We start from the raw sequence: 21623 nt of genomic DNA on the forward strand, positions 1-21623 counted from the left end.
TTCCGTCCAAGACAAAGGCCCGGGACTGCCCGCCCATGTGCAGCACTCCACGTTCGATATGTTCTGGCGAAGCGAGAGCCTCAACGGCCGTGGTCGAAGCGGATCCGGACTTGGCCTTACGGTGGTCAAGGCCATTGCGGAAGGCCACAATGCGCGATTTGAAGTGGGAAATAACCGCGACGGAGGTTCCTACGCGCGGATCGCGTTCCCCGTGTCGAAGGCCGAAGGGGCAGCGTGAAGCCGATCGCGGTCGCCAAACCGGTTGGGCGTGCCATTCCAGTCCCGCTGCTGCTGCGCGCCGCAACTGAGGCATGGCGTCCTCCAGGGAGGTGCCGCCTGCCGACGTGAGATTGGCGCCCTTCCGGTCACGGCGAGGACGCGCCAGCCAAGCCGGTGCTCGACGACGCTGCTCAACGTCGGCTGCACACGTCAAGCGCCACAGCTGTCTGCCGAAAGCGGCCGTGCTCGGCTGCCGCAATGGCCTACCAAAGATATCGAAGGTCGCGCGCAAGGTCAGGCACGAGGGCTCCCGGCACGCAGATGCCGTTGGCTCTTCATCATTCTTATCGTTGAGCGAGCCGCCGCTCAGGACGTGCCCACCAGCGATTTGTCGAACAGAACCGCAAACTGCGGAAGCGGTCCAAGGGCGACGATCTGGCGATCGAGCAGGCCGGCTTTGACCATCGGCAGGCTGTCGAGTTCGCGCGCAACCGCCGCATGGTCAGGTAATTCGTAGATGAGGGTGACGATCACGGGGTCGGGTGAAAAGTAGAACTCGCGAAGATGTCCGGCGGAATAGGCCGACCAGACAGCGATCGTCTCTGATATCGCATGTGGCGCGAATTCCTCCTGTGACTTACCTGCCATGGGTGTGAGTAGCACTAGAAATTTCATGAGGACTCCTTGCGGCGCGATGACGTGTCGTTATCGCCACCCCGCCAATGTCGATGTTGGGAGGTCGAGCGCCCATGTTTTGGGTCACGGTCTCAGGCTTGGCGTGCCGTGTAGTAGGCCCGCAGAAACTCGGCCGTCGTCATCGGCTTGCGGCCTAGGAGGTTTTCCAGGTCGCCAGTGCTACCGCTCCATTCTCCGGCGTTGATGCCATGCACCCACCCAAGCGCGAAGCGGGCAACGGGCTCGGGCAGGCCCTCCGCCATGAGATGAGTGATGTAATCCTGGTCCGAGCCGGCGACAAACGGTACGGGCTTGCCACTGGTATCCGACAGGATCTGTGCGACATCCGCGAAGGACACGGCAGGATCACCATACAAGGCGTAGGTCTTGTACTCGTGACCGGCTTCGCTCAGCACAACGGCATGCGCCTCTGCCAGGTCGCTGCGGCTGGCAAACCCTGCCTTGCCCGCACCAGCGGGAACGTGAATACCCCTCTCGAGGGCCTTGCTGCCGATGTAGAATGGAAGGCTTTCGATAAAGGGGGGATGTCGGACAAGTGTGAAGGCGAGGCCGGAGGCCTTCAATTGATCCTCGACGAACAGGTCCTGCCCGGTGATATCCGGCAAGGTAAAGGCAGAGCCCTCTTCATGGATGATCGGCATATAGACGATGTGCTTGACGCTGGCCTGCCTTGCCGCGCTGATGACGTTTTGGTGCTGGGAATTGCGATCGGTAAAGGCCGTGGCGGACACGAGCATGACCTTCTCGATCCCTTCGAATGCGCGCACCAGTCCGTCATAGTCGAAATAGTCGCCCTGACGGATCTCGATACCCTCGGCGACGAGATCGGCCGCCTTGGCGGGATCGCGGGCGAGGCCGGCGAGATCACTGGCGGGCCGGCGCTTCAGGAGGTGTTTCAGGGTCATTCGGCCGATATTGCCGGTGGCGCCGGTGACGAGGATCTTGGTCATGGTGTTCCTTCCGGTTGATGGTCTGGGTGAGGCGGGGAGGCTGTCAGGATTGATGGCAGCCGAGCGATGAATGGTCACACGACGATCACGACCTTCCCGATTGTTCGTTTGCTTTCGAGAAGCGTGTGCGCCGTCTTCATGTTATGGACAGTGAGGCCGTCGAGCCGGGTCGTCACGATCGGGCGCAGACGGCCCGAGACGACGTGATCGGTGATCTCACCGAGGATTGTGCCTTGACTGGTGAGGTCGAAGCCGCCGGTGATCTTTGCAAACACCATCTCCGTGTGGAGCGAAAGGGATTTCGCCACGAGGGGACCCGCGTCGAACGGCAACGCGACATCGATGGCCGACAGATGGCCGAAGGGCCGCAGCAGCCTGGCGATCCACTTCAAACTCCCGGCGGTCCCGGCAGTTGAAAAGACCATGTCGACCTGATCGATGCCGCTTTCGCCGAGTTGGGCAACCACATCCTGGGTGTGGTCGACGACCAGATCGGCCCCCATCGCCGCGCACCATTCCCGCGATTCCTGGCGTGAGGGGGTTGCCACAACAAAGGCGTCCGTCCTCGCTTTGAGAAGCTGGGTCGCCAGTGAGCCGACACCGCCGGCGCCGCCGACAACGAGCACCCTGTCGACGCCCGCAGGCAGCCTATCGCGATCGCGAAACACCGCCTCCCATGCCGTCAGGCCGCCGATGGGCAAGGACGCGGCATCGACGAAAGAAAGCTGGTCGGGGATCTTGGCGACGACGCGGTGGTCGACGGCAAGCCTCTCGGCCCAGCAGCCGTCGCGGGTGACGTCGCCGGTTCCCAATACGCGGTCGCCGATGGCAAAGCCCGCTTGGGCCGAGCCAACTGCGCTCACGACACCCGCGAACTCCCAGCCGAGAACGACGCGTCCGCCTGCCTCGGCACTGCGCACGCTCCTGATGTAGGCCTCGCCCGGATTGACGCCGACCGCACGGATATCGACCAGCAGATCCGCTTTGCGCAGGTTCGGCTCGGCTACATCCATCTCTTGGATCGCAAAGGCGTCAAGAGCGTGCGCCTTTTCGTATGCAAGCGCCTTCACAGCGCGAACCTGTCCACGAGGGTCAGGTTGAGAGCCGCCAACGGGCCGCCGACCTGCTGCAACCTGCCACCGATTTCGAGCGAACCGAGATCGACAGCGGCAAAGCCGATCTGTTCGAGCACCCCGCCCAGCGCCTTCTTCGCCGTTGCATCGTCGCCCGAGATGAAGAGGGTGGTTTTTGGTTTGTTGGGTGATGCGTCGTCGATCCACTGCATCGGGATTGTGTTGAATGCCTTGACCACCTTGGCCCCCACCGCGTGATCGGAAACAATCTCGCTCGATGTGCGACCCGAGAGGTCGCCGAGATCGGAAGGATTGTTGCGATCGATCCGGTTGGTGGCGTCGATCAGAATACGGCCGGACCAGTCAGACACTGACGCCAGCGCCTTTGGAACGTTTGCCCAGTCGACACTCAAAACGACGACGTCCTGATCGGCAGCCTGTTGTGGCGTGCCGGCGGATGCACCCCGACCGAGTCTGGCGACAACATCGGCGAGCGTCTCGGGCCCGCGGCTGTTGCTGAGCACGACCTCATGGCCGAACGGCAGCAGATGACGTGCGATCGTCTGGGCAACCACGCCCGCCCCGAGAAATCCGAATTTCATGGCAATCTCCTATAAATTTCATCCCTGCCGTGTTGACCGGGCCATCCTTCAATCGCGCAACGTCATTCGCCCACGCACCGCTCACGGCAGATGATTATCGGTGGCACTGCCGCTCAGGCATCGTTTGGACGTCGGCCCGTCCTCCAATCCAGTTAAGACAGAACGTACCCTGGTTCCAGTACCGACCTTTTTGTTAGTATCGGACTCGAGATTTACAGTGGCAGCGAGCAAGATGAGTCTTGAATGCGGCGTGGAAGCGGTTCTGGCCATCTGAGCAGGCGAGTGGAAGCCGGCGATCGTCAGATTTCCAACGGCGCCGAACGCACCGGTCGACCCAGCTCGTTTGGTGATCAGCATGGGCTAAAAGATGCAGCGGCAGAGCGGCCGGCGTTCTGCCTAACGAGATCGCCTGGTATCATGCGCCCGCCATCGCTCAGATCGGCACACCCATCGGGATCGCGGTATGGTAAAAGGTTCTCACAGCCGGCAGCTGAGAAGACGGGGCTCGCAAATCGCAGCTGCAGCTTGACAACGAGATCTCTCCAATTAATAACCGTCCGGACGGAAATAAATGAGATTGCGAGATGGGCCGAAAGCGCGTCATCGATCAGGAAGCAATTCTGGATGCCGGAGAAGCCGTGGTTGCGCGCGATGGCGTGACGGGCTTGACGCTCGAAGCGGTCGCCAAGCAGGCGGGGATCAGCAAGGCAGCCGTCATCTATGACTATAAAAGCAAGCAGGCCGTGATCGAGGCCATCGTCGAGCGGGCCTTTCGTGCGGATGGGCAACAGCATGAACAGGCGGAGGCAACACTGCCGACGGGCGACAGCATTGCAATCCGCGGGCGTATCAAGGTGGCGGCGCAGCCGCCGCCGGAGGCTTTCAAGCCGGTTGCTCTGAACCTCAGCGCTGCACTGACCCTTGACCCGCTCTTGCGCAAGCGCATGCAAGACAGCCAGGCTGTTGCCATCCGGCGGATCATTGCCGAGTCGGCGTCACCCCGCGGGGCCATTCTTGCTTATCTGGCGCTCGAAGGACTGAAATTCCTCGAGTATCTAGATTTCCATCATTTTGATGCCGACGAACGAGCGGCGATCATCCGCGAGATTGGCTGGCTGGTAAACGCAACACCGGGCACCGACTAACACCCCAGATCTGGAGACTGACGTGACCAAACGCAACGACGCAGCGCAAGCTGCGGCGGCCGATGCCGCCTTGCCCATCAACCGCATATTTCTGACAGGAGGCAGCGGGTATATCGGGCGGAATCTCATTCGCTATTTTTTGGAGAAGGACACCCCGGTCACTGCGCTGGCCCGTTCCAGGCGCTCGGCAGAAATTGTGTCCGCCTTGGGCGCCCAGGCATGCTCGGGCGACGTGTTCAGTGGCGCGCTGAGCCAGGGTATGGCGGGCTGTGATGTGCTGATTCATGCGGCCGCCGACCTTGACCATGGCATTGGCAGCGTGGAGCAGCATCGGGTCAACGTAGAGGGGACGCGCGCAGTGTTCGAAGCAGCCAGCGCCGCTGGCGTGCGAACCGCAATCATGGTCAGCACGGAATCCGTCCTCGCCGATGGTCGCCCGCTGGTCAATGTCGACGAGAGCCAGCCTTTGCCACGCCGACCGGCAGGTTCCTATTCAGCCAGCAAGGCGCGGGCCGAGCAATTGGCGCTGTCCTTCAACGGGCCTGACATGGCAGTCACTGCCGTCCGGCCCCGCATGGTTTGGGGGCGCGACGATACAACGGCTCTTCCTCAGTTGATGGACGCGGTCCAGTCCGGTCGGTTCGCGTGGATCAGCCAGGGCGACTATTGCACCTCCACCACCCACATCGCCAACCTGTGTGCGGGCATCGACTGCGCTATCATGCGAGGCAACGGTGGGGAGGTGTTTTTTCTGGCCGACGAGCAGCCGGTGCAGTTTCGCCAGTTCGTGACGGCCCTGCTTGCCACCCAGGGCATTTCGGCGCCACGAAAATCTGTGCACCGCAGTGTCCTTCGTCTTCTCGTCGCCTTGGGCGCGGTCCTGCACCGGCTTTCACGGGGAAAGGTCGTGCCGCCGCTGACCTTGCAGGCCTATGCGACATCGGCCGTCGAGATTACCCTCAATATCGAAAAGGCAAAGCGCGAGTTGGGCTATCAGCCCGTCATGTCGCGAGAGGCCGGTTTGGCTGAGCTGCGAGCTGCTCGACAGGTCACCAGCTAGACTCGTCTCGGTGGACGGCGGCTTGCGGAGCCTGTTTCCATAAATGCCGCCAGTCCCCCTCTCATACCAGCCCATCCAAGACCTTCACCGTGAGCACGGCGTAGGCCAGGATCGGCGGGGCGTTCAGGAACGCCAAACTGCTCACCAGGTCTTTCCTGGTGACATCTGGGAGCAGACACAATGACCGTCGAATGGACAACGTCATTTCGCAGAACGGCTTTTCCTCGCGCGTTTCAGGCGTCTCCGACAATCACCGTGATGATGCCGCTGCCATCGCAGTCGCGACAGGTTTCACGGCCAAGCTTGCCGGTGCCGGCGCAGGCCGCGCAGATGCCTTCTGCAGACTGTGTCGAACCGGGCTCTGTCTCGTCGCCCGGCAGCACTTTCGAGCTCTCGTTGTTGGGTCTGTCATTGCCTGTCATCGCCACCTCCCGTGCCTGACGTGCGCAATGACCCTACACCGAAATTGTTCCGGCCACACCGGGATTTCGGAGCTGGAGCGGTGCCGGCGAGGCGGGTTGCCGCCTTTGCATCAAGCACTCCGATGCGCGAGACAAGGGTTGGCGAGAGCGAGGGAAGGGGAGCGGGGACGCCATCTGCGGGCGGCCATGACGCCGAGGCGGGCGCGCGAGGGATGCGGGGGATAGCACCTGAGCAGGTCGGCTGTCTCTCATTGTCGCGTAAAGACGCGACCTTTCTTCACAAACGGCTCTCCCAGGACCCGCTCTTGGCAAGATCATCAGCGCGGAGCGGGATTGCAGGGCGTAAAGGCGGGCGACGGAGGACGAGCTGGAGGGAAGCGAGGAGGCGTGATGCCGTGTATAGAACCGGCTCAGGCATAACTTTCGAAACGGCCGCTCACCGCCCTCCATGCGTCAAGCAAGAGCGCGGGATCGTCCCAGATCATCCATGCGCCGACGGCGAGCGCAGCCAGCAGCGCCAGCACGAACAGCTTGCGCACCACGGTGAAGATGAACCACAGGACCACCGCGGCCACCAGGCCGGTGATGATGAGTGAGTAGTCTGGGATGTCAGTCTCCTGGATGCGGTGGACGTCGTCTCCACTCCGCCGTCTCAGCGCGGCTTTTTGATGGCCAGGGACCGATCATCCCAAGCAGCGCGCTTATGGCGCGCCTCGCGGGGTGAGGGCGGCATATTGTTCGTCGCTGACAGGCTCAAGCCAGTCCGCACTGCTGCCGTCCAGGGCCTCATGGATTGCAATATGCGTCATTCCCGTATTGGGGGCGGCTCCATGCCAATGCTTCTCACCTGGAGCAATCCAGATGGAATCGCCGGCATGGATCGGCTGGATCGGTTCACCGTCTTTCTGGATGAGGCCACAGCCGGCAAGAATGTGCAGCGTCTGCCCTAAAGGATGCGTATGCCAGTTCGTCCGGGCGCCGGGATCAAACCGAACGATCACCGACCGGACCCGCGCTGGCGCCTGTGCCTCAAAGACCGGATCCTGCCAGACGGACCCGGTGAAGTACTGTGAAGGGGGACGTTGTGACGGTACCGAGCCGCTGCGTCGAATATCCATTGTGGGTTCCTCTCTGAACGTGCGAACGCCTCGCTTGCCGGTTCTGGACGACAGAAGGGCGTCCTCCAATAAGGCCTGCATCCTAGAGCATGTCACGGGCTTTCAAAGCGATGATCGACGGCCTCGGTAATATCAGGAGACCCAAGCGCGTCTTGCAAAAAGAGGAGAGCGTCTGCAGGCGCAGACCCCGGGGCTCCTAGAGCAGCGAGCCCTGGTTCGTTGGCGGGTTGTCTGCCTCCTGCTCGACCTTTGCCAGAAGCACCAGTTCTAGGTCCGGGAGAGGCCGCTGCAACGATCGGGCTATGGTCCACGGCGCCGAAAGCCAGATCTCGACCTCGGCTTCGTCGCGCAGGATGACCGGCATGGCCTTCGGGTGGATCGGAGCGACCACGGCGTTGGGCTCCGTCGTCAGGAAGGCAAACAGGTCGCAGGTGACCATGCCTTCCTTGATCTTTCGAACGCACTGCCAGTTCGGCACCCAGAAGCCCGCAAAGAACATCAGCGGTTCGCTTCGGTCGCCGGCAAACCACGCGTTTGGCGTGCGTCCGCCCTCTGTCTTGCTTGCAGGGTCCGGTTCGGCAAAGCGCGTGAACGGGACGACACAGCGGTTATCGACGCCGGTCCAGCGCATCCAGTGCTTGCTCGCCGTGTTGCGGATGTTGGTCGTGCCTCCATCCGGCTCCATCTTGAGCAGTTCCTGGAAATCCACCTCCTTGCCCTTTGCGCGCAGCCTGTCGGCGCGCTTGGTGGCGGCCTGATAGATTGCCTGCTGCGAACTTGGCATGCCCCAGCGAACGCGCGCAAGTTCGCGCTCACCGCCAATATTGCGGACGATCGGCGCCAGCTGATCCGGGTAGATGTCCAGCGAAGGCTCCAGGTTTCCAAGCCGATCGAACGCCTTGGTGACGGCGCGGATGGCCTCCTGGTTGGTGGTGATGTTGTAGAGATTGCACATCGAAGCTGATCCTCATGCCGGCACTGGCTTCCGTTGCGGGCTGCCGATCCATTCACCGACGCCAGCAAGATGGTCGCCGCCGGCTTGTCACCCCGACCGTTGGCATGACAGCCGTGGCGATACCACGAGCCGCGTCCAGTGCATCTTGCCGGTCCTCGATATCAGACAGCACCGCAATCGCGGTCAAGTGGATTTCAGATTGCTGCGCCTGTCCGAGGTTTGCCAGATTCCATCGGAAGATGAACAGCGATACCGCTTCCTTGAAGATGATCCGCGCAGCGATGTTATGCAACAGCTGCGTCTCTTGCAGTCTCGTTGGCTGTTGTGTGCGCGCTTGCGGGTACCGGTTGGTGAAACGGTCCACCCGGTCGATCATCCCCTGCTGACCGGGAAGGAATGGGTGTCATTTGTGGAGGCACGGGGTGCTTTACCTGTCTCGTCTGCCACTGGAACCCTTGCTCGTCGCATATGCGTTTTGCCAAAGTCGACGAAATGCCAGTTGAACGCGCCAGTTCTCGGTAACCGATGGCAGGATCAGAAGCAGCGTTGCGCACCATCTCGATCGTCTTTTCGTTCTTCCGGCTATTGGGGGGGCGTCGCTTGTTCAGTAGGTGCGGAAATCGGTTTCGCAGTGTTTGATGATGGACGCCGAGAAGGACAGCAGCCGCAGCGGTCGACCGTCCCTGGAGTGCTTCACGAACCTTCTCCGCAGATAGCTTCTTGTCGCGGCCATCGTCTGCAGCATCAAGAACCATGTGATTGCGGCGGTCGTGCACGTCGAGATTGCGTGGGTCGTTGTTGAGCAGGTTGCCATCGATGTGGTAGCCGACTTCAGTGCCGGAAAGGTAGCGACCAAGCTTGTCCTCAAGAACCAAGCGGTGCTGAAGGACCATGCCGTCCTTGTTGCAACCTGGATGATCGGGAGCATGTTCGAAAACATAGCCTCGATGATTTACGCGGGTATGACCACCTCTGTACGAAGGAATGTCACCTGGCCTTGGCGGCCGTCCAGTTGCGGGCATGTGGGTTTGTCCCGGTAGGCGAGGCGACCGCCTGGGGAGATCGCTGTTGATGACATGAACCATTATGTCACTTCGTCGAAGTCGGTCAACAGGAACGCTTCGACGAGCTGACGCGCGGTCAGCGCCAAACTGTCCTGGTACATCGTCCCATGTAACCGCGCGATGAGCTTCGTTCGACCCGACGTCCGCACGACCTTCAACCGTGATGCCGACCGCTGGGGGACCAGGTTCATGGCAGATCACTCGATTGCCCCGATCTGCGTCATCTGCGCGATCAGCGCCTGGGGTAGATCTTGCTGCTTGTTGAACACGGGCAGCAGCAGTTCCAGCGTTATCGGTTGCAGGTCGAGCTGATACAAAGCGATTGGCGGGTGCAGGGGACTGTCTTCATCGCCCAGAGCCTGGTTTCTGATCAACTGTTTTCGATGAGCCGCCGCCTTGGTCACGGCTTCCTCCAAAGTGATGCAGTAGCCAAGCAGGTCGTCCGAGCCAGGGACGATCTGGAAGGCAAACAGATAACTCATCATGTCACTCCAGTTGCACGACGTGTCACCAGAGCAATGCCTGGCAGAAAGAAAAGGGGAGGGTATCGTAAGGTGTCGTCGGGTCAAGAACCGACAGCCGACCGATCGCCGCCCACTGAAAAAGCCCGTCCGTGAGAACGGGCTTTCAATGCCGGTGGACGGGAGGTCCTGTTGAACAGCCCTGGACGGGCCAACGGTTTGCGCCACCACTATTGCGGAAGAATAACGTTGCTCTCGGTCCGATCCATCGAAGGCTTCTGCCCGGGAACATGTGACATCGTCCGGGTTCTGCTGTGCAGTTCGCCGTCTGAGACGCGCGTTTTCGTTTGCGATTTGCTGAAGGTGCCCTGATCCACGGCCTGCGCTCTGGACTGGGCCTTGAGGTGAGCCGGGTTTTCGTTGATCTTGGTGCGACTTTGAGCCTTGCCGTCTGCGCTCGCCGCACTTGCGCCAGAAGCGATGGAGGAGGTTGCTCCCTCGTCGTTCAGACAGGTGCCGGCGGTGCCAAGAGTGCTGGCGGAGGTTCCGCCTGCCGCTGCGCTGCCGCCTGTGGCGACGGTTCCCGCCGTGTCACACTCCTGGGCAGATGCCGGAGTGACGCTGGCAATGGCGAGCGCGGCTGCGACTGTAAAAAGGATCTTGCGAGACATGGGATACCTATCAAGGTTGCGGTTTCGTGATGTCACAGGTGCCATCCGATCGGCGTGTGACGACGGTGCCATCCGGGTGGGTCACACTGGACGTCGAGATCGACTGGCCGTTGCTGGAACCCGCCGTCGCGGTCGCGCCTGTGCTGGATGTCGAGGTGCTTGCGGCGGAGGATGCTGTATTTCCGCCGGAGTGGGTGGTGATCGTCCGTCCGTCGATTGCCGTCGACGATGACACCCTTCCCCCGCCGGCTGTCACCGAGGACGACAGCCCGCTTCTGGCTGTCGTCCCGACGCCTGAGGCGTCGGTCACGGTGCAGGTGGTCCCGTCATCGAGGGTGACCTCCTGCGACGAAGCAGCGACAGCAATGCTACCAATCAGAATGATCGGCAAGGCGATTGGCCGTGTCAAAAGCGCGTGTACGTATCGCATTTTGTACTCCTCCGGGAAGGCTGGTCCCGGTGTTCACCGGAACCAGCGCGCGCTTGGATCAGCAGGTGCCACCGGTTTTCTTGGCCTGGCCAGGAGGGCAGTCCCTGTTGCTCGTGTCGTCCTGTGCGGCGCCTGCTGCACTGCCACCCGTGCCAACCGAACTGCTGGACGCACCGCCGCCAGCCGACGTGCCGCCCGTGCCCACCGTAGAGGCGAAGCCGCTCCCCGTACCGGCCGCCGATCCGCCGGTGCCGACGGAGCTGCTGGATGCACCGCCTCCTGCAGAGGTGCCACCCGTTCCAAGAGTGGAAGCAGATCCCGAACCGTTGCCCGAGCCTGCGGCAGATCCGCCAGTCCCGACCGTGCTGCTCGACTCCCCACCCCCAGCAGAGGTCCCGCCGGTGCCCAGCGTCGTGGCTGAGCCGGCGCCATCACCGGATCCGGCCGCCGATCCACCGGTGCCGACAGAGCTGCTCGATGTTCCGCCTCCCGCTGACGACCCTCCCGTTGCCAAAGTCGAAGCAGAACCTGATCCACAGTCGGTGGCGCCGGCTGCGCAATCGGCGCTGCCTGCAGAACTGCCGGCGGTGCCCAGGGTGCTGCTGGAAGTCCCAGCGCCCGCACTGGTGCCGCCGGTACCGACTGTGCTGCTCGTTTGGGCATAGGCTGAAAAAGCCGTTCCGGCGAGAAGCGCCGTTGCAAAGGCAAGGGGGGTGACGATCTTCATGTGTTCCTCCTGGGTTTCGCGAATGCCTCTGGCGACACTTTCGCCGAAGCTGCAACCGGAACACCTGGTGTGGATGCCTGTTCCTGCCGTGAGGCTTCAGTCGCACAGCAGGTAGGACCTAAGTCCAGTTCCATGCCTGCTCTGCGAGATTGCCGGTTGCAATGACCGACAACTGGCACCACCCGGCGCCGGGTTCGGTCGTCAGTGCAAGCGCGGTTTGCGGCTATCCTGCAGGATGTGCAGATCGCGGATCATCATTGCCGCCTTCAGCAGAGCTTGACGAACGCCTTCAGCGTCCGCAACGCCGTAGTGCAACTGATAGCAGGCTTCCAGCAAATCTCCCGCCTCGTCAGTGTTGTCAGGCCGTGGCGGGATGCAGCCTTCCATGCGCAGGTCGCGAATCGTCCGCAGCGCGCTGCTGAGCAGCCGGCGCGCCTCAGCCTCCTGAAGTCTCTCCACCTCGTTGGCCGCCCGAACCAGTCCGGCGACAAGGTCTGTGACGGTCGACATCAGTGGTCGCCTTCGCCAGGTTGTGTCCAAATGCGGTTGGATTGCAGCCGGGTTGCTTCATCGGTCGTCGCCGCGACCTGCCCACCGCCGTCAGGGGTCTGGTTCTCTTGAATCCGCGTCATCGCTGCTCCCGAGCGCCGAAGACGCCTGTCGGAAAAGTCTGTTCAGCCGCTCCAGGTACTGGCCAGCGCGATCCTCGGAAACGCCGCTGATCATCCGGGCCTCGCGCCCACTGGGTGTCCAAGTATCGAAGACTGTCCAGGTGCCATCGTTTTCCTGCCGGCTCTGATATCTTGCGCTCGGATCATTGTCCATGGTCGCCTCCCATCGACGAAGTCATCAGCCTCCGCTTTGTTCCCACTCTCCCCCTTTGGATTCAGCGAAGGGATCCGCAGCGAATGCAGCCCCTGGCGCCTGAGGGCGACGCGGCTGCAGGGGCCAACAATGTCGGCTGCAAACGGACTGACGATCTTGCTCTTCAATCGTCAGGCGGTCGAAAATCAAAAGGCCGTCGATGAAGGCGAAAGTGGGTTGCAAGAACAAGCCAGGCAAAGTGACGCCATGATCGGGCTTGAGCACCGGACCGACCGCCGTTTGCTCTGGGTGGTCGCATCAGCGCCATTCCTGAATTGGACGTCGTGATGAGCGGCCGAGCCCGCTTTCGCAGCTCACCGCGTCGTCTAGTCCACCAGCAAAGGTTCCAGCATGGCTTCCAGTTCAGCCGGGTCGCTTACCCCGAAGAGGTGCCAGTCGACGAGCTCGCGGGCCAGCATTTGTGCCCGCGCACCATCAATGGGAATTTGTTTGGCATGACAGGCCCGTTCGAGCACCTGGCGCAAAACCGCCAGGTCCTCCGGACCTATGGCATCGAATGAGGCAAACGGCATAAGGCGACCCCCCGTATCCGGTGCATCACCGGCTCGCTGAACGGCAGGATAGCGAAGGACCGACGCGGGTCAATTGGGCCCTAGGTCTGAAGGGGCGGCGCAGCCACGGCGGCAAGGCCATCAAAATGCCAGCGGCTTTCCCGTCGGCCGGAACGGAAGCCGCGACCGGGAGTTGGCTAGCGGGTGAAGCTGAGTGAAAATGAAAGGACATTGAAGGATGACCCGTGATGGCGCAGATGAAGCTGCGATACATTCGCGGCATCTGTCGCGTGCCGACGTCCGGCAGCGCCTGCAATCGCTGCCTGCGTTTCAACTGCCGGCAGGCTCAAGCGACAGGATCCAGAGGTTGCTGACAGACCTAGCTGCGGCGGAACGACAGCGCCAGCGCTGAATTTGCCTGTTCCAGCGCGGGTGGCCTGTCGCCAGGACCATGACTTTTTCGTCCGCAGCGCCGTACCCATTGGCGGGCCTGGTTGCCGTCATGGTGCCGCTGTGGCCGGCACCGCTGTGCAACCCCCGGTGACACGCCCGTCACAGTCACCATTCCAACGATCAGGATACGGCGAAGGTATCAGCGCCGTTCGCCAAAAGTAGAGCCATAATCTTGTCCATGACCATGAGTATACGCCTTGCAATGGCTTCGTTCTTTGCTCACAAACGGTGACTCAGGACGAAGATTTGGAAGCATTGGAAGGAATACTGATGAACGAGGGTGGCGAGACGGGCGAGAATGAACAGCTCGCACAGCTTACGGCAGGCATTGTTGCGGCCTATGTCGGCAACCACGTGGTGCCGATCGACGATCTGAGCGGCCTGATTGCCGGCGTTCATTCGGCGCTGGCGCGCGCGCGGGGCCCAGCTGCGCCGGAGCCCGTCGCCGTCGAACGGGCCAAGCCTGCAGTTCCGATCAAAAAATCGGTTGAGCATGATTGCATCATCTGCCTTGAGGACGGTCTCAAGTTCAGATCGCTCAAGCGCCACCTGATGACCTACCACAATATGAGCCCGGATGAATATCGTCGCAAATGGGAACTGCCGGAAAGCTATCCGATGGTGGCTCCAGACTATGCGGAACGCCGCTCTCAGCTGGCAAGAGACATGGGGTTGGGAACGCGTCGGAAGAAAAAGGCCAAGTAAGTCCTGACGGCTACAGCCTGTTTGCGCCTTTGCTCGCAAGTTTTTGCAACAGAGGCGCAACAGGCCTTGCGCTCCCGACGACAGGCTGACGGCAATCCAGGCCACGGCGTCGACAGCAGGATCAATGCCGCGCGCTGCAGCACCCTGCCGGTGAAAGTAGCGGTGCTCTCGATTTTCAATGACAGCATGTTGTGCAGTGATCTCGCAGCCCGGCATGGGTTTGCAGCTGTTGACACGATCCGTCCCCGGGCACTGTCGCGGATACCGTCCCTGCAGCGCATGACACAGGTTTGGCGAGGGCCTCTGGCGGCGCCCACTCAGACACGTCACATTGTTTCGATAGAAGCGGACGAATCAGTCATCACGGGGAAGTTCGATGTCGAAAAAAGTACTGGTGGTCGGAGGGGCCGGCTATATCGGCGCACATAGCTGCCTGCTGCTGGCCGAGCGCGGCTACGAACCGATCGTCTTTGACAATCTTTCCAATGGCCATTCCGAGTTCGTGAAGTGGGGTCCCCTGGAGATCGGCGATATCCGCGATCGCGCCCGTCTGGACGCGGTCCTGGCCAAGCACCGGCCGGATGCGGTGATGCATTTTGCAGCGCTCATCGAAGTGGGTGAATCGGTCACCAATCCGGCCGCCTTTTACGACAACAACGTCATTGGCACTCTGACCTTGTTGTCGGCGACAATGGCAGCCGGCATTGATGCCTTCGTCTTCTCGTCGACCTGCGCGACCTACGGTCTGCCCGATCGCGTCCCGATGGACGAATCGCACCGACAGACACCGATCAATCCCTATGGCCGCACCAAACTGATTATCGAGCAGGCGCTGAAGGATTACAGCGACTACAAGGGCCTGCGGTCCGTCATGCTGCGCTATTTCAACGCCGCCGGGGCCGATTTCGAAGGGCGGATCGGGGAATGGCACACGCCCGAGACCCACGCCATTCCGCTGGCCATCGACGCCGCGCTCGGGCGCCGCGGATCCTTCAAGGTCTTCGGGAACGACTATGACACGCGTGATGGCACCTGCGTGCGCGACTATATTCACGTGCTGGATCTGGCCGATGCGCATGTCAGGGCCATCGACTATCTGCTGGCCGGCGGAGAGACCGTCGCCTTGAATCTGGGCACCGGCACCGGCACGACGGTCAAAGAGCTTGTCGATACCATTGCCGCGGTCACGCAACGGCATTTTCCCGTAGAGGAGGCCGAGCGCCGCCCAGGCGATTCGACCGCGCTTGTTGCCAACAACGACAAGGCGAAGGCGGTCCTGGGATGGCGGCCGACCTATGACCTTGACGCCATCGTTCGGTCCGCCTGGAACTGGCATTCGCGCACCAACCACTAGGGGCCGAGACCTGTGCCGGTGGCATGGCGATCCTGGTGATTGACTGTTGGCTGACAGGGCACATGTTCAGTTTCCGGGCCTGACTGCGGATCGTGTTTGCGACGGTTGCGGGCGACAGGTCTCGCAGCCTGTGCTTGCGACGCTTAAGAGTGATGTCTGATGCTGATAGCCGATCGTCATGCACCGCTCCCCGCCGCAGACATCTGCGTGGTTGGCGCCGGCCCCGTCGGACTGGCTCTGGCGTTCAAGCTTGAGGCTCTTGGTCTGAGCGTCCTTGTGCTCGAGGCGGGTCCAGGCGAGGCGGACGATGCCGTAGCGACTGAATTTTCCAATGGCCACCATGCACTGCCTGGCGCGGCAAGCCATCGTGGGATCGGCGGGACCTCGGCGCTGTGGGGCGGGCGCTGCGTCCCCTTCGACGACCTCGACTTTGAACAAAGGGTGCATGTCCCGGTTCCCGGCTGGCCGATTGCCCATGCGCAAATCGCCTGCCACTACGACGAGGCAGCGAGCTTTCTCGACGCCGGCACGATTGCTGCTCGCTCTCCCGGTGCCGCCGCCGGCCCGGTCGTGATGGATGCACTCGAGCACTGGAGCAAAAGTCCGGCACTGGCACCGCTCTACGAAGAGCGGCTGCGCCAGTCGCAGCGCATCTTTCTGGCGACCCGGACATCGGTGAGCGAGCTGATCTGTGCCTCCGGTGGCGACCGGCTGACGCATGTGCGCGTGCTGCGCCATGATCGGCCGGAGGTGATTGCCGTGTCTCGCCTGGTTCTGGCCGCCGGCGGCCTGGAGACGGCGCGCCTTCTGCTTGCCCTGCAAGAACGGCAACCGCAGTTGCTCGGCGGCGTGGATGGCGCGCTGGGCCGCTATTACCAGGGCCATCTGACCGGCTACCTTGCCGTGATCCACCTCGCCGACAGCGCCCTCGCCAAGAATCTGTCCTTCCAGACCGATGCCCATGGCTATCGCTTCCGGCGGCGCCTGCAGCTTGCCGCTACCGTCCAGATGCAGGAACGTCTGCTCAACACCGTCTTCTGGCTCGACGCGATCTCTATCTCCGATCCGATCCATGGATCCGGCAGCCTTTCCCTTCTGTATCTCCTGATGACGGCATCGGGCACCTATCGATGGCTGTCGCGCGGCCTGGCACCACGCCCGACGCAGAGGCGCAAAGGTCAGCTTCGCGGGCACCTGAAAAACATCCGGCTGCGCGGGGTGTCGCTGCGGCGGGCCTGGCGCTCCCTGGGGCAGATCTGGCGCGGCGTTGACGGCGGCATGCTTGCCAACCCGGCCGGGCGATACCTATTGCGCTATCACGCCGAGCAGGTGCCGCAGCCGGGCAGTCGGGTACAGCTCACGCAAGCCGCGGACGGACGATCCCGGTTGACGGTCGACTACCGGGTCGGGGAGGATGACCTGACATCGGTGCTGCGCTCGCACGCCCTGCTCGATGCCTGGCTGTCGCACCATCAGCTTGGCCGGCTCGACTATCTGCATGACGAGGCAGAGCGGCGCCAGAGTGTGCGCGCACAGGCCTTCGACGGCTATCACCAGATCGGCCTGGCGCGCATGGGCGACGACAGCCGGACAAGCGTGGTCGACCGCGATTGCCGCGTTCACGGCCTGGCCAATCTTTATCTCGCCGGCGCCAGCGTGTTTTCAACCGGAGGTCACGCCAATCCGACGCTTCCTGCCGTGGCCCTGGCGCTGCGGCTTGGGCAGCACCTGGCCGTTGATCTACCGTCGCGACCGTCAAGAGCGGAAGAGAGCCATCGCGGGCCGGCGCGATGACAATGGACTGGTCGTAGCGCAGGCCAGCCACCCAAAGGCGCCCGATCCGGCGTAGCTGGCGACACCTCAGTGGGCATCACAGGTCAGGCTCGTGATTGTCTTTGAGGCGGCCCTTTGACCCCCTCTCATCATGGTGTTGGCTGGTCTCAATCCACCAATGTTGTCTTCGCGGCTATCTGGACGAACCAGCATGGCCTGCTGCCGGTGCGCAACTTCGGGATGCGCAGTTCGATAGCACCGCCCGCGTCTCGCAGTCCCGGTCGCGATAACGATTGCGGCGCTCCCCTTGAAAGTCATTCTTCTCGCCATGGCCCGCGCCCGTCTTTGTTCCGACCACCAGAGCCACCAGCTTCTCCCCAGCACCTATCCTGCAGCAAATCGCGATCGGCGCTTTTCCCAATGAGGGAGCGCAGGTTCATGATAGCGGTCATCGGAGGCTTCCCTCAGGTTGGGCTTCAACAACCCGACACGCGAGCGGAAAACACCGTTGACCACCGCACCCTGTTGCACCACCCCAGGAACACGATCCATGATCGGTCTGCATAAGTGCGCCACCGAGCCTTGTCTTGAAGTAGCTCATCAGCCGATCAAAACAAAAGAGCTCGCCCGGACCCTCATCCGTGCGAGCTCTAAGCTGAAGATTGTCACGTCCAACAGCGCCGACGTGCATAAACTACACTTGGTTAACTGGCGGTAAACACCTGGCCGCGCTCGCTCGTATGCGCGCTTGGGCAAAGTTTCGGGCGTACCGAGCGCATTTGTACGCCGCTGCTTCGCCAAAATCTGAGCGCCGAAAGACGCGGCGGAGGCGGGCCGTCGACATCTATGCGAAAGCCTCAGGAAGGAGACGGTCGCCGAGGCCGGCAAGACGCAGCAGGCGGCAGCCTGGGATAGGCTTCAACGATAGCCTGCCCGCCACCAGCGGTGTGGGTCAGACATGCGGCTTCTTAGGGGCGCGCCGTTATCGACGCGGGCCCATTCCCCTGCCGGCTCGCGCGCACCGGCGGCCGTGACCGCGGCCATGGCTGCGGCCCCGACTGGGCCCGTGACGGTGACGCAAGGACTGCCTGCTCGCGCCGCGTCAGCTGTCCGGCGGCAATATAGAGCAGGAAGGAGCCGACCTGATAGGGATGCAGGATGTCGATCTCGACGAATGACCGCACCAGAAGCAGTGTTGCGATCAGCACCATGGCCAGGGACTGGGGACTGTGGCCCGACATCAGGAAGCGCCGCAAGTGACCAAGCAGGGACCGCAGCAAGACCGCCACCAGAAGCAGCGTCCCCACCAGGCCCGTCTCCACCATGGTTTCGATATAGGTGTTGTGGAAATGGAAGCCGCTGCGCGACGCGATGAAGAAATCCTGCCACAACCGCTCGGCCTCGGCAAAACCCTGTACCCAGTAGCCCTGGTAGCCGACGCCGAACCAGGGCGCGGTTGCGGCGGCCGCAATCCCCTGCTGCCATAGATAGGTGCGCCCGGTGAGTGTGGAATCCTTGCCGAACACAGCCAGGATGGCGTCCAGCGCGCCGGCCTGCAGCGCGGCAATGCCGCCGCCTGCGACAGCCACGACAGCGGTGGCAAACAGCACGCGGCGCTGGCGCGGCGCCAGCCGCATCGTCAGCTGCATGGCAAGGCCTGCGGCCAGCACGGCGATGGTGGTGATCACTGACGTTGCCGATTGCGATGCAAACAGCGCGTAGCCCGACAAAAGTCCGGTTGCAGCCGAGGCAAACTGCCAGACGCGGCCAGGGCGCAACAGAAGGCCGGTGGCATAGGAGAACAGCACGCCCAGGGAGGCATAGAGGCCAAGCTGGTTCTTCGACGAAAAGGCGCCGACGAAACTGTAGCTGCCGTCGAGGGCGTCATAGTGATAGCCGCCGAAGGCCAGCGAATAGAGGAGGACCACGGCGCAGCCGACCATGGCACCGCGGCACAGCGTCGTCGTGGTCAGGATCCGCATGGCAATCAGCGCACAGGCAATATGGGTCAGGTACTGAACGGCGGCGCGCAGCGAGACCGACGGCGCCTGCGACCAGAACGCCGACAGAAAGCAGAACAGCGCGAAGGCAAAGATCCATCCGAACGAGGCGTAATTGCCAAGCACCCGCCGGTAGTCGATCAGCACCAGCGGCAGCCACACCGCGTAGTAGGCGAGGATGGCCACCGGTCCGAAGCGGGTGGAGTAGGCGAAAACGAAAAACGACAGCGCAAGCGCGGCAATGCCGAAGGCGCCATTGTCGGCCGGCGCCAGCAGATGTGATTTGGCGATCCTCATGGACGCCTCACTGCATCAGCAGTTCGGCCGTCACCTTGACCACATCGCCAGGACGCACCGGCGTCGTCTCGTCAACCGCAATCTCCTTGGGGCCGTCGCCGGCGTCGCGCACGATCACATAGCGGATCGCAGCCCCCTGGCCGGTGGCTTCGAACTTCAAGGCTTCGGCCGATTGCGACAGCGCCTCCGACATCAGATCGCGGCTGGTGGTCAGCTGCAGCTGCAGCTTTTCCAGTTCCGCCTCGGTGTCCTGCAACTCCTTGGCGCGCTGCGCTTCCCAGTCGTTGCGCAGATTGATTTCGTCCTGATTGGCCTTGCTGATGTCCTGCTTGGCGCGCAGCGAGGCGGTGTCGATGTCGAGCAGCGTCGATTCCACGTCGGCTGTCCGCTGCTCGACGGCCAGGCGCCTCTGGCTGGTGGCCAGCCCCTGTTCGGTCAGCCGGCTGATCCGGTCGCGATCAGTTCTGACCAGCTGCAGCTGCTCGTTTTGCGTCTGTGCCTTCTGGGCCAGCGATGCGACCTCGCTTTCAAGCAGCGATCGCAGGTCCGCCAGCGCCTTGAGCTGGAGTTCGTATCGCTGCCGGCGAGACTTCATCAAGGCGGTCTCGCTGGCCAGGAGGGCCGCTGCCGTCGGTACCGATTGCAGTTGCGCCGGCATCTTGATCTCGTCTGCACCGTCGACCTCCGCCAGAAGGCGGGCGCGACGGGCCAGAAGGCGGCCAAGCTCGCTGTCGTAGACGGCCGCATTGCCGCGGGCATTGATGAAATCGCGGGCGAAGCGCTGGCCCGCCTCGGAACGGCGAAGGCCGCCGGCAAGACTGACAGCCTTGAGCACCGTCAGATTCGGTGCATAGGGATATTCGCCAGGGGTGGTCACATCGCCCGACAGGAAGACCGGGCGAAACTGGGCAATTTCCACCGATGCGGACGGCTGGGTGCGCAGGGCAAACTCGGTCTGCAGGCGGGTGCCGATCTCGGCGGCGACCTCAGCGGTGGTCTTGCCATCGACCTGCAGTTCGCCGACGAAGGGGATCGAGATGGCGCCGCCGGGACCGACGGCATAGTCGCCGCCGATGACGTCCCAATCGCGGATGCTGCCCTCAGCCGGCTGCCATTCGGCCACCCGGATCTTGAGCTTGTCCATGACGCCGAGCCGGTAGCCGCCCTCGTCGGCGGCCACGGATCCCGTCGGGACTAAGACAAGGCTGCCGGCGCAGCAGCAGGCAACAATCGCCATGCGGCGCAATGCGGGCAAGGGTGTTGGCATCGATCTTCCTTTGCTCTGACAGGGGCAGACACGGCGGGCGTGGCCGCCAGCACACCGGCAGGTCCAGGCCTGATCTGCGGGTGGCAGCTGCCGGATCAATAGCTTCCGCGCGAAAAGCAGACAGCCGGTATGGTTTTGGCGATGATCAGAACGTCCTGAACCAGCGACCAGTTCTGGACATAATGCGTGTCGAAGGCGATCCGGCTTTCGTAGGAAACGTCGTTTCGTCCGCTGATCTGCCACAGGCCGGTGAGCCCGGGACGGGTGCGCAGATAGTAGACAGCCTGGGTGTCGTAGAGGCTCAGCTCTTCCTCGACGACCGGGCGAGGGCCCACGACACTCATGTCGCCGCGCAGGATGTTGATGAGCTGCGGCAGCTCGTCGAGGCTCAGCTTGCGCAGAACAGTGCCGACCGTGGTCACCCGTGGGTCGTCCCGCAGCTTGCGGGTTGCCTTCCATTCCTCGGCAGCCGAGGGGTTGTTGCGCAGATGGTCGCGCAAGACCTCGTCGCCATTGGCGACCATGGTGCGGAACTTGAGGCAATGGAACTGGCGGCCATTGTGGCCGATCCGCCGATGACCATAGAAGATGGCGCCTTTGCCGGAGAATTTCACCAGTGCCATGATCATCAGAAAGACCGGGCTGAAGATGACAAGGGCGAGTGCGGCGGCCGTGATGTCGAAACCGCGCTTTGCAAAGCCCCCCGTGGGGAACGCGAGGGGGGCCTCAGTGGTCGCGAGATACGGCGATCCGGCCGAACGTGTCGCTGACTTCATAGAGTGAACTCCATTGGGTGTGTGGCGAT

27 protein-coding genes and 1 pseudogene are annotated in these 21623 nt (G+C 62.4%); 7 read left to right on the plus strand and 21 right to left on the minus strand.

The window, feature by feature from the left end:
* Positions 1–238, plus strand: a 238-nt coding sequence (locus EO99_RS25735; RefSeq protein ID WP_029619304.1) for an ATP-binding protein, incomplete at its 5' end; no start/stop codon positions are given.
* A 347-nt stretch (positions 239–585) separates the two neighbouring features.
* On the opposite strand, the gene EO99_RS0114240 is transcribed toward EO99_RS25735, so the two are convergent.
* The 4 genes from EO99_RS0114240 to EO99_RS0114255 form a co-directional block, all read right to left on the minus strand.
* The gene (locus tag EO99_RS0114240) at positions 586–894 is read right to left on the minus strand and encodes a hypothetical protein (RefSeq protein WP_156034796.1); all 309 of its coding nucleotides are present in this window, start codon (positions 892–894) and stop codon (positions 586–588) included.
* 92 nt (positions 895–986) lie between these two features.
* On the minus strand, positions 987–1865 hold the full coding sequence (locus tag EO99_RS0114245; RefSeq protein WP_029619306.1) for an SDR family oxidoreductase: 879 nt from the start codon (positions 1863–1865) through the stop codon (positions 987–989).
* Between the two features lie 74 nt (positions 1866–1939).
* On the minus strand, positions 1940–2878 hold the full coding sequence (locus EO99_RS0114250; protein WP_210165080.1) for a zinc-binding dehydrogenase: 939 nt from the start codon (positions 2876–2878) through the stop codon (positions 1940–1942).
* Between the two features lie 53 nt (positions 2879–2931).
* Entirely contained in the window at positions 2932–3540 is a 609-nt protein-coding gene (locus EO99_RS0114255; RefSeq protein ID WP_029619308.1) for an NADPH-dependent F420 reductase, read from the minus strand.
* A gap of 584 nt (positions 3541–4124) precedes the next feature.
* On the opposite strand from EO99_RS0114255, the gene EO99_RS0114260 reads away from it, so the two are divergent.
* Positions 4125–4685 carry a TetR/AcrR family transcriptional regulator gene (locus EO99_RS0114260; RefSeq protein WP_029619309.1) on the plus strand — a complete coding sequence of 187 codons (561 nt, stop codon included), beginning with the start codon at positions 4125–4127 and terminating at the stop codon, positions 4683–4685.
* A gap of 22 nt (positions 4686–4707) precedes the next feature.
* Positions 4708–5745, plus strand: coding sequence for an NAD-dependent epimerase/dehydratase family protein (locus EO99_RS0114265; RefSeq protein WP_210165081.1), 1038 nt, complete (start codon positions 4708–4710; stop codon positions 5743–5745).
* A 233-nt stretch (positions 5746–5978) separates the two neighbouring features.
* On the opposite strand, the gene EO99_RS25740 is transcribed toward EO99_RS0114265, so the two are convergent.
* From EO99_RS25740 to EO99_RS0114320, 12 genes are all read right to left on the minus strand, one after another.
* Complete coding sequence (locus tag EO99_RS25740) at positions 5979–6167, minus strand: hypothetical protein (protein WP_037111990.1); 189 nt, start codon at positions 6165–6167, stop codon at positions 5979–5981.
* 410 nt (positions 6168–6577) lie between these two features.
* Positions 6578–6742, minus strand: coding sequence for a hypothetical protein (locus EO99_RS27455; RefSeq protein WP_156034798.1), 165 nt, complete (start codon positions 6740–6742; stop codon positions 6578–6580).
* Between the two features lie 126 nt (positions 6743–6868).
* Complete coding sequence (locus EO99_RS0114285) at positions 6869–7285, minus strand: (R)-mandelonitrile lyase (protein WP_029619311.1); 417 nt, start codon at positions 7283–7285, stop codon at positions 6869–6871.
* A 196-nt stretch (positions 7286–7481) separates the two neighbouring features.
* A complete protein-coding gene (locus EO99_RS0114290; RefSeq protein WP_029619312.1) occupies positions 7482–8240 on the minus strand; it encodes an SOS response-associated peptidase in 759 nt (252 codons plus the stop codon).
* Between the two features lie 52 nt (positions 8241–8292).
* Positions 8293–8532: a hypothetical protein gene (locus EO99_RS0114295; RefSeq protein ID WP_029619313.1), complete on the minus strand. Its 240-nt coding sequence runs from the start codon at positions 8530–8532 to the stop codon at positions 8293–8295.
* Positions 8525–9133, minus strand: a complete 609-nt coding sequence (locus tag EO99_RS27460; protein WP_156034800.1) for a helix-turn-helix domain-containing protein — start codon at positions 9131–9133, stop codon at positions 8525–8527. The genes EO99_RS0114295 and EO99_RS27460 overlap by 8 nt, the downstream gene beginning before the upstream one ends.
* Before the next feature lie 191 nt (positions 9134–9324).
* Positions 9325–9495, minus strand: a complete 171-nt coding sequence (locus tag EO99_RS27465; RefSeq protein ID WP_156034802.1) for a hypothetical protein — start codon at positions 9493–9495, stop codon at positions 9325–9327.
* A gap of 6 nt (positions 9496–9501) precedes the next feature.
* On the minus strand, positions 9502–9786 hold the full coding sequence (locus tag EO99_RS0114310; protein ID WP_029619314.1) for a hypothetical protein: 285 nt from the start codon (positions 9784–9786) through the stop codon (positions 9502–9504).
* Positions 9787–9995: 209 nt separating this feature from the next.
* Positions 9996–10436 (minus strand): hypothetical protein, encoded by a 441-nt coding sequence (locus tag EO99_RS0114315; RefSeq protein ID WP_029619315.1) that lies wholly within the window; start codon positions 10434–10436, stop codon positions 9996–9998.
* A 10-nt stretch (positions 10437–10446) separates the two neighbouring features.
* Positions 10447–10866 carry a hypothetical protein gene (locus EO99_RS26665; RefSeq protein WP_077067074.1) on the minus strand — a complete coding sequence of 140 codons (420 nt, stop codon included), beginning with the start codon at positions 10864–10866 and terminating at the stop codon, positions 10447–10449.
* Positions 10867–10924: 58 nt separating this feature from the next.
* Positions 10925–11593 carry a hypothetical protein gene (locus EO99_RS28755; protein WP_077067075.1) on the minus strand — a complete coding sequence of 223 codons (669 nt, stop codon included), beginning with the start codon at positions 11591–11593 and terminating at the stop codon, positions 10925–10927.
* A 201-nt stretch (positions 11594–11794) separates the two neighbouring features.
* Complete coding sequence (locus EO99_RS0114320; protein WP_029619316.1) at positions 11795–12103, minus strand: hypothetical protein; 309 nt, start codon at positions 12101–12103, stop codon at positions 11795–11797.
* Positions 12104–12547: 444 nt separating this feature from the next.
* On the opposite strand from EO99_RS0114320, the gene EO99_RS0114330 reads away from it, so the two are divergent.
* A complete protein-coding gene (locus EO99_RS0114330) occupies positions 12548–12745 on the plus strand; it encodes a hypothetical protein (RefSeq protein WP_029619318.1) in 198 nt (65 codons plus the stop codon).
* Positions 12746–12783: 38 nt separating this feature from the next.
* Here the strand turns inward: EO99_RS0114330 and EO99_RS0114335 are convergent, their stop codons facing one another.
* Positions 12784–12990: a hypothetical protein gene (locus EO99_RS0114335; protein WP_029619319.1), complete on the minus strand. Its 207-nt coding sequence runs from the start codon at positions 12988–12990 to the stop codon at positions 12784–12786.
* 702 nt (positions 12991–13692) lie between these two features.
* Between EO99_RS0114335 and EO99_RS0114340 the strand changes: the two genes are divergently transcribed.
* The 3 genes from EO99_RS0114340 to EO99_RS0114350 all read left to right on the plus strand — a co-directional run bounded on the left by EO99_RS0114340 (position 13693) and on the right by EO99_RS0114350 (position 17275).
* Positions 13693–14127 (plus strand): MucR family transcriptional regulator, encoded by a 435-nt coding sequence (locus EO99_RS0114340; RefSeq protein WP_029619320.1) that lies wholly within the window; start codon positions 13693–13695, stop codon positions 14125–14127.
* A gap of 376 nt (positions 14128–14503) precedes the next feature.
* Positions 14504–15481: a UDP-glucose 4-epimerase GalE gene (galE, locus tag EO99_RS0114345; protein ID WP_029619321.1), complete on the plus strand. Its 978-nt coding sequence runs from the start codon at positions 14504–14506 to the stop codon at positions 15479–15481.
* Positions 15482–15640: 159 nt separating this feature from the next.
* On the plus strand, positions 15641–17275 hold the full coding sequence (locus EO99_RS0114350) for an FAD-dependent oxidoreductase (RefSeq protein WP_051679862.1): 1635 nt from the start codon (positions 15641–15643) through the stop codon (positions 17273–17275).
* A 197-nt stretch (positions 17276–17472) separates the two neighbouring features.
* On the opposite strand, the pseudogene EO99_RS28655 reads toward EO99_RS0114350, so the two are convergent.
* The 4 genes and pseudogenes from EO99_RS28655 to EO99_RS0114370 form a co-directional block, all read right to left on the minus strand.
* Positions 17473–17706, minus strand: a pseudogene (locus EO99_RS28655) (transposase); the annotation flags it as partial.
* A 516-nt stretch (positions 17707–18222) separates the two neighbouring features.
* Entirely contained in the window at positions 18223–19551 is a 1329-nt protein-coding gene (locus EO99_RS0114360) for an O-antigen ligase family protein (RefSeq protein ID WP_029619323.1), read from the minus strand.
* Between the two features lie 7 nt (positions 19552–19558).
* On the minus strand, positions 19559–20788 hold the full coding sequence (locus tag EO99_RS0114365) for a polysaccharide biosynthesis/export family protein (protein ID WP_235776836.1): 1230 nt from the start codon (positions 20786–20788) through the stop codon (positions 19559–19561).
* Between the two features lie 125 nt (positions 20789–20913).
* The gene (locus EO99_RS0114370; protein WP_029619325.1) at positions 20914–21594 is read right to left on the minus strand and encodes a sugar transferase; all 681 of its coding nucleotides are present in this window, start codon (positions 21592–21594) and stop codon (positions 20914–20916) included.
* Positions 21595–21623 lie beyond the last annotated feature (29 nt).

The sequence above is a fragment of the Pseudorhizobium marinum genome, assembly GCF_000705355.1.
In the GTDB taxonomy this organism is placed as follows: Bacteria; Pseudomonadota; Alphaproteobacteria; order Rhizobiales; family Rhizobiaceae; genus Neorhizobium; species Neorhizobium pelagicum.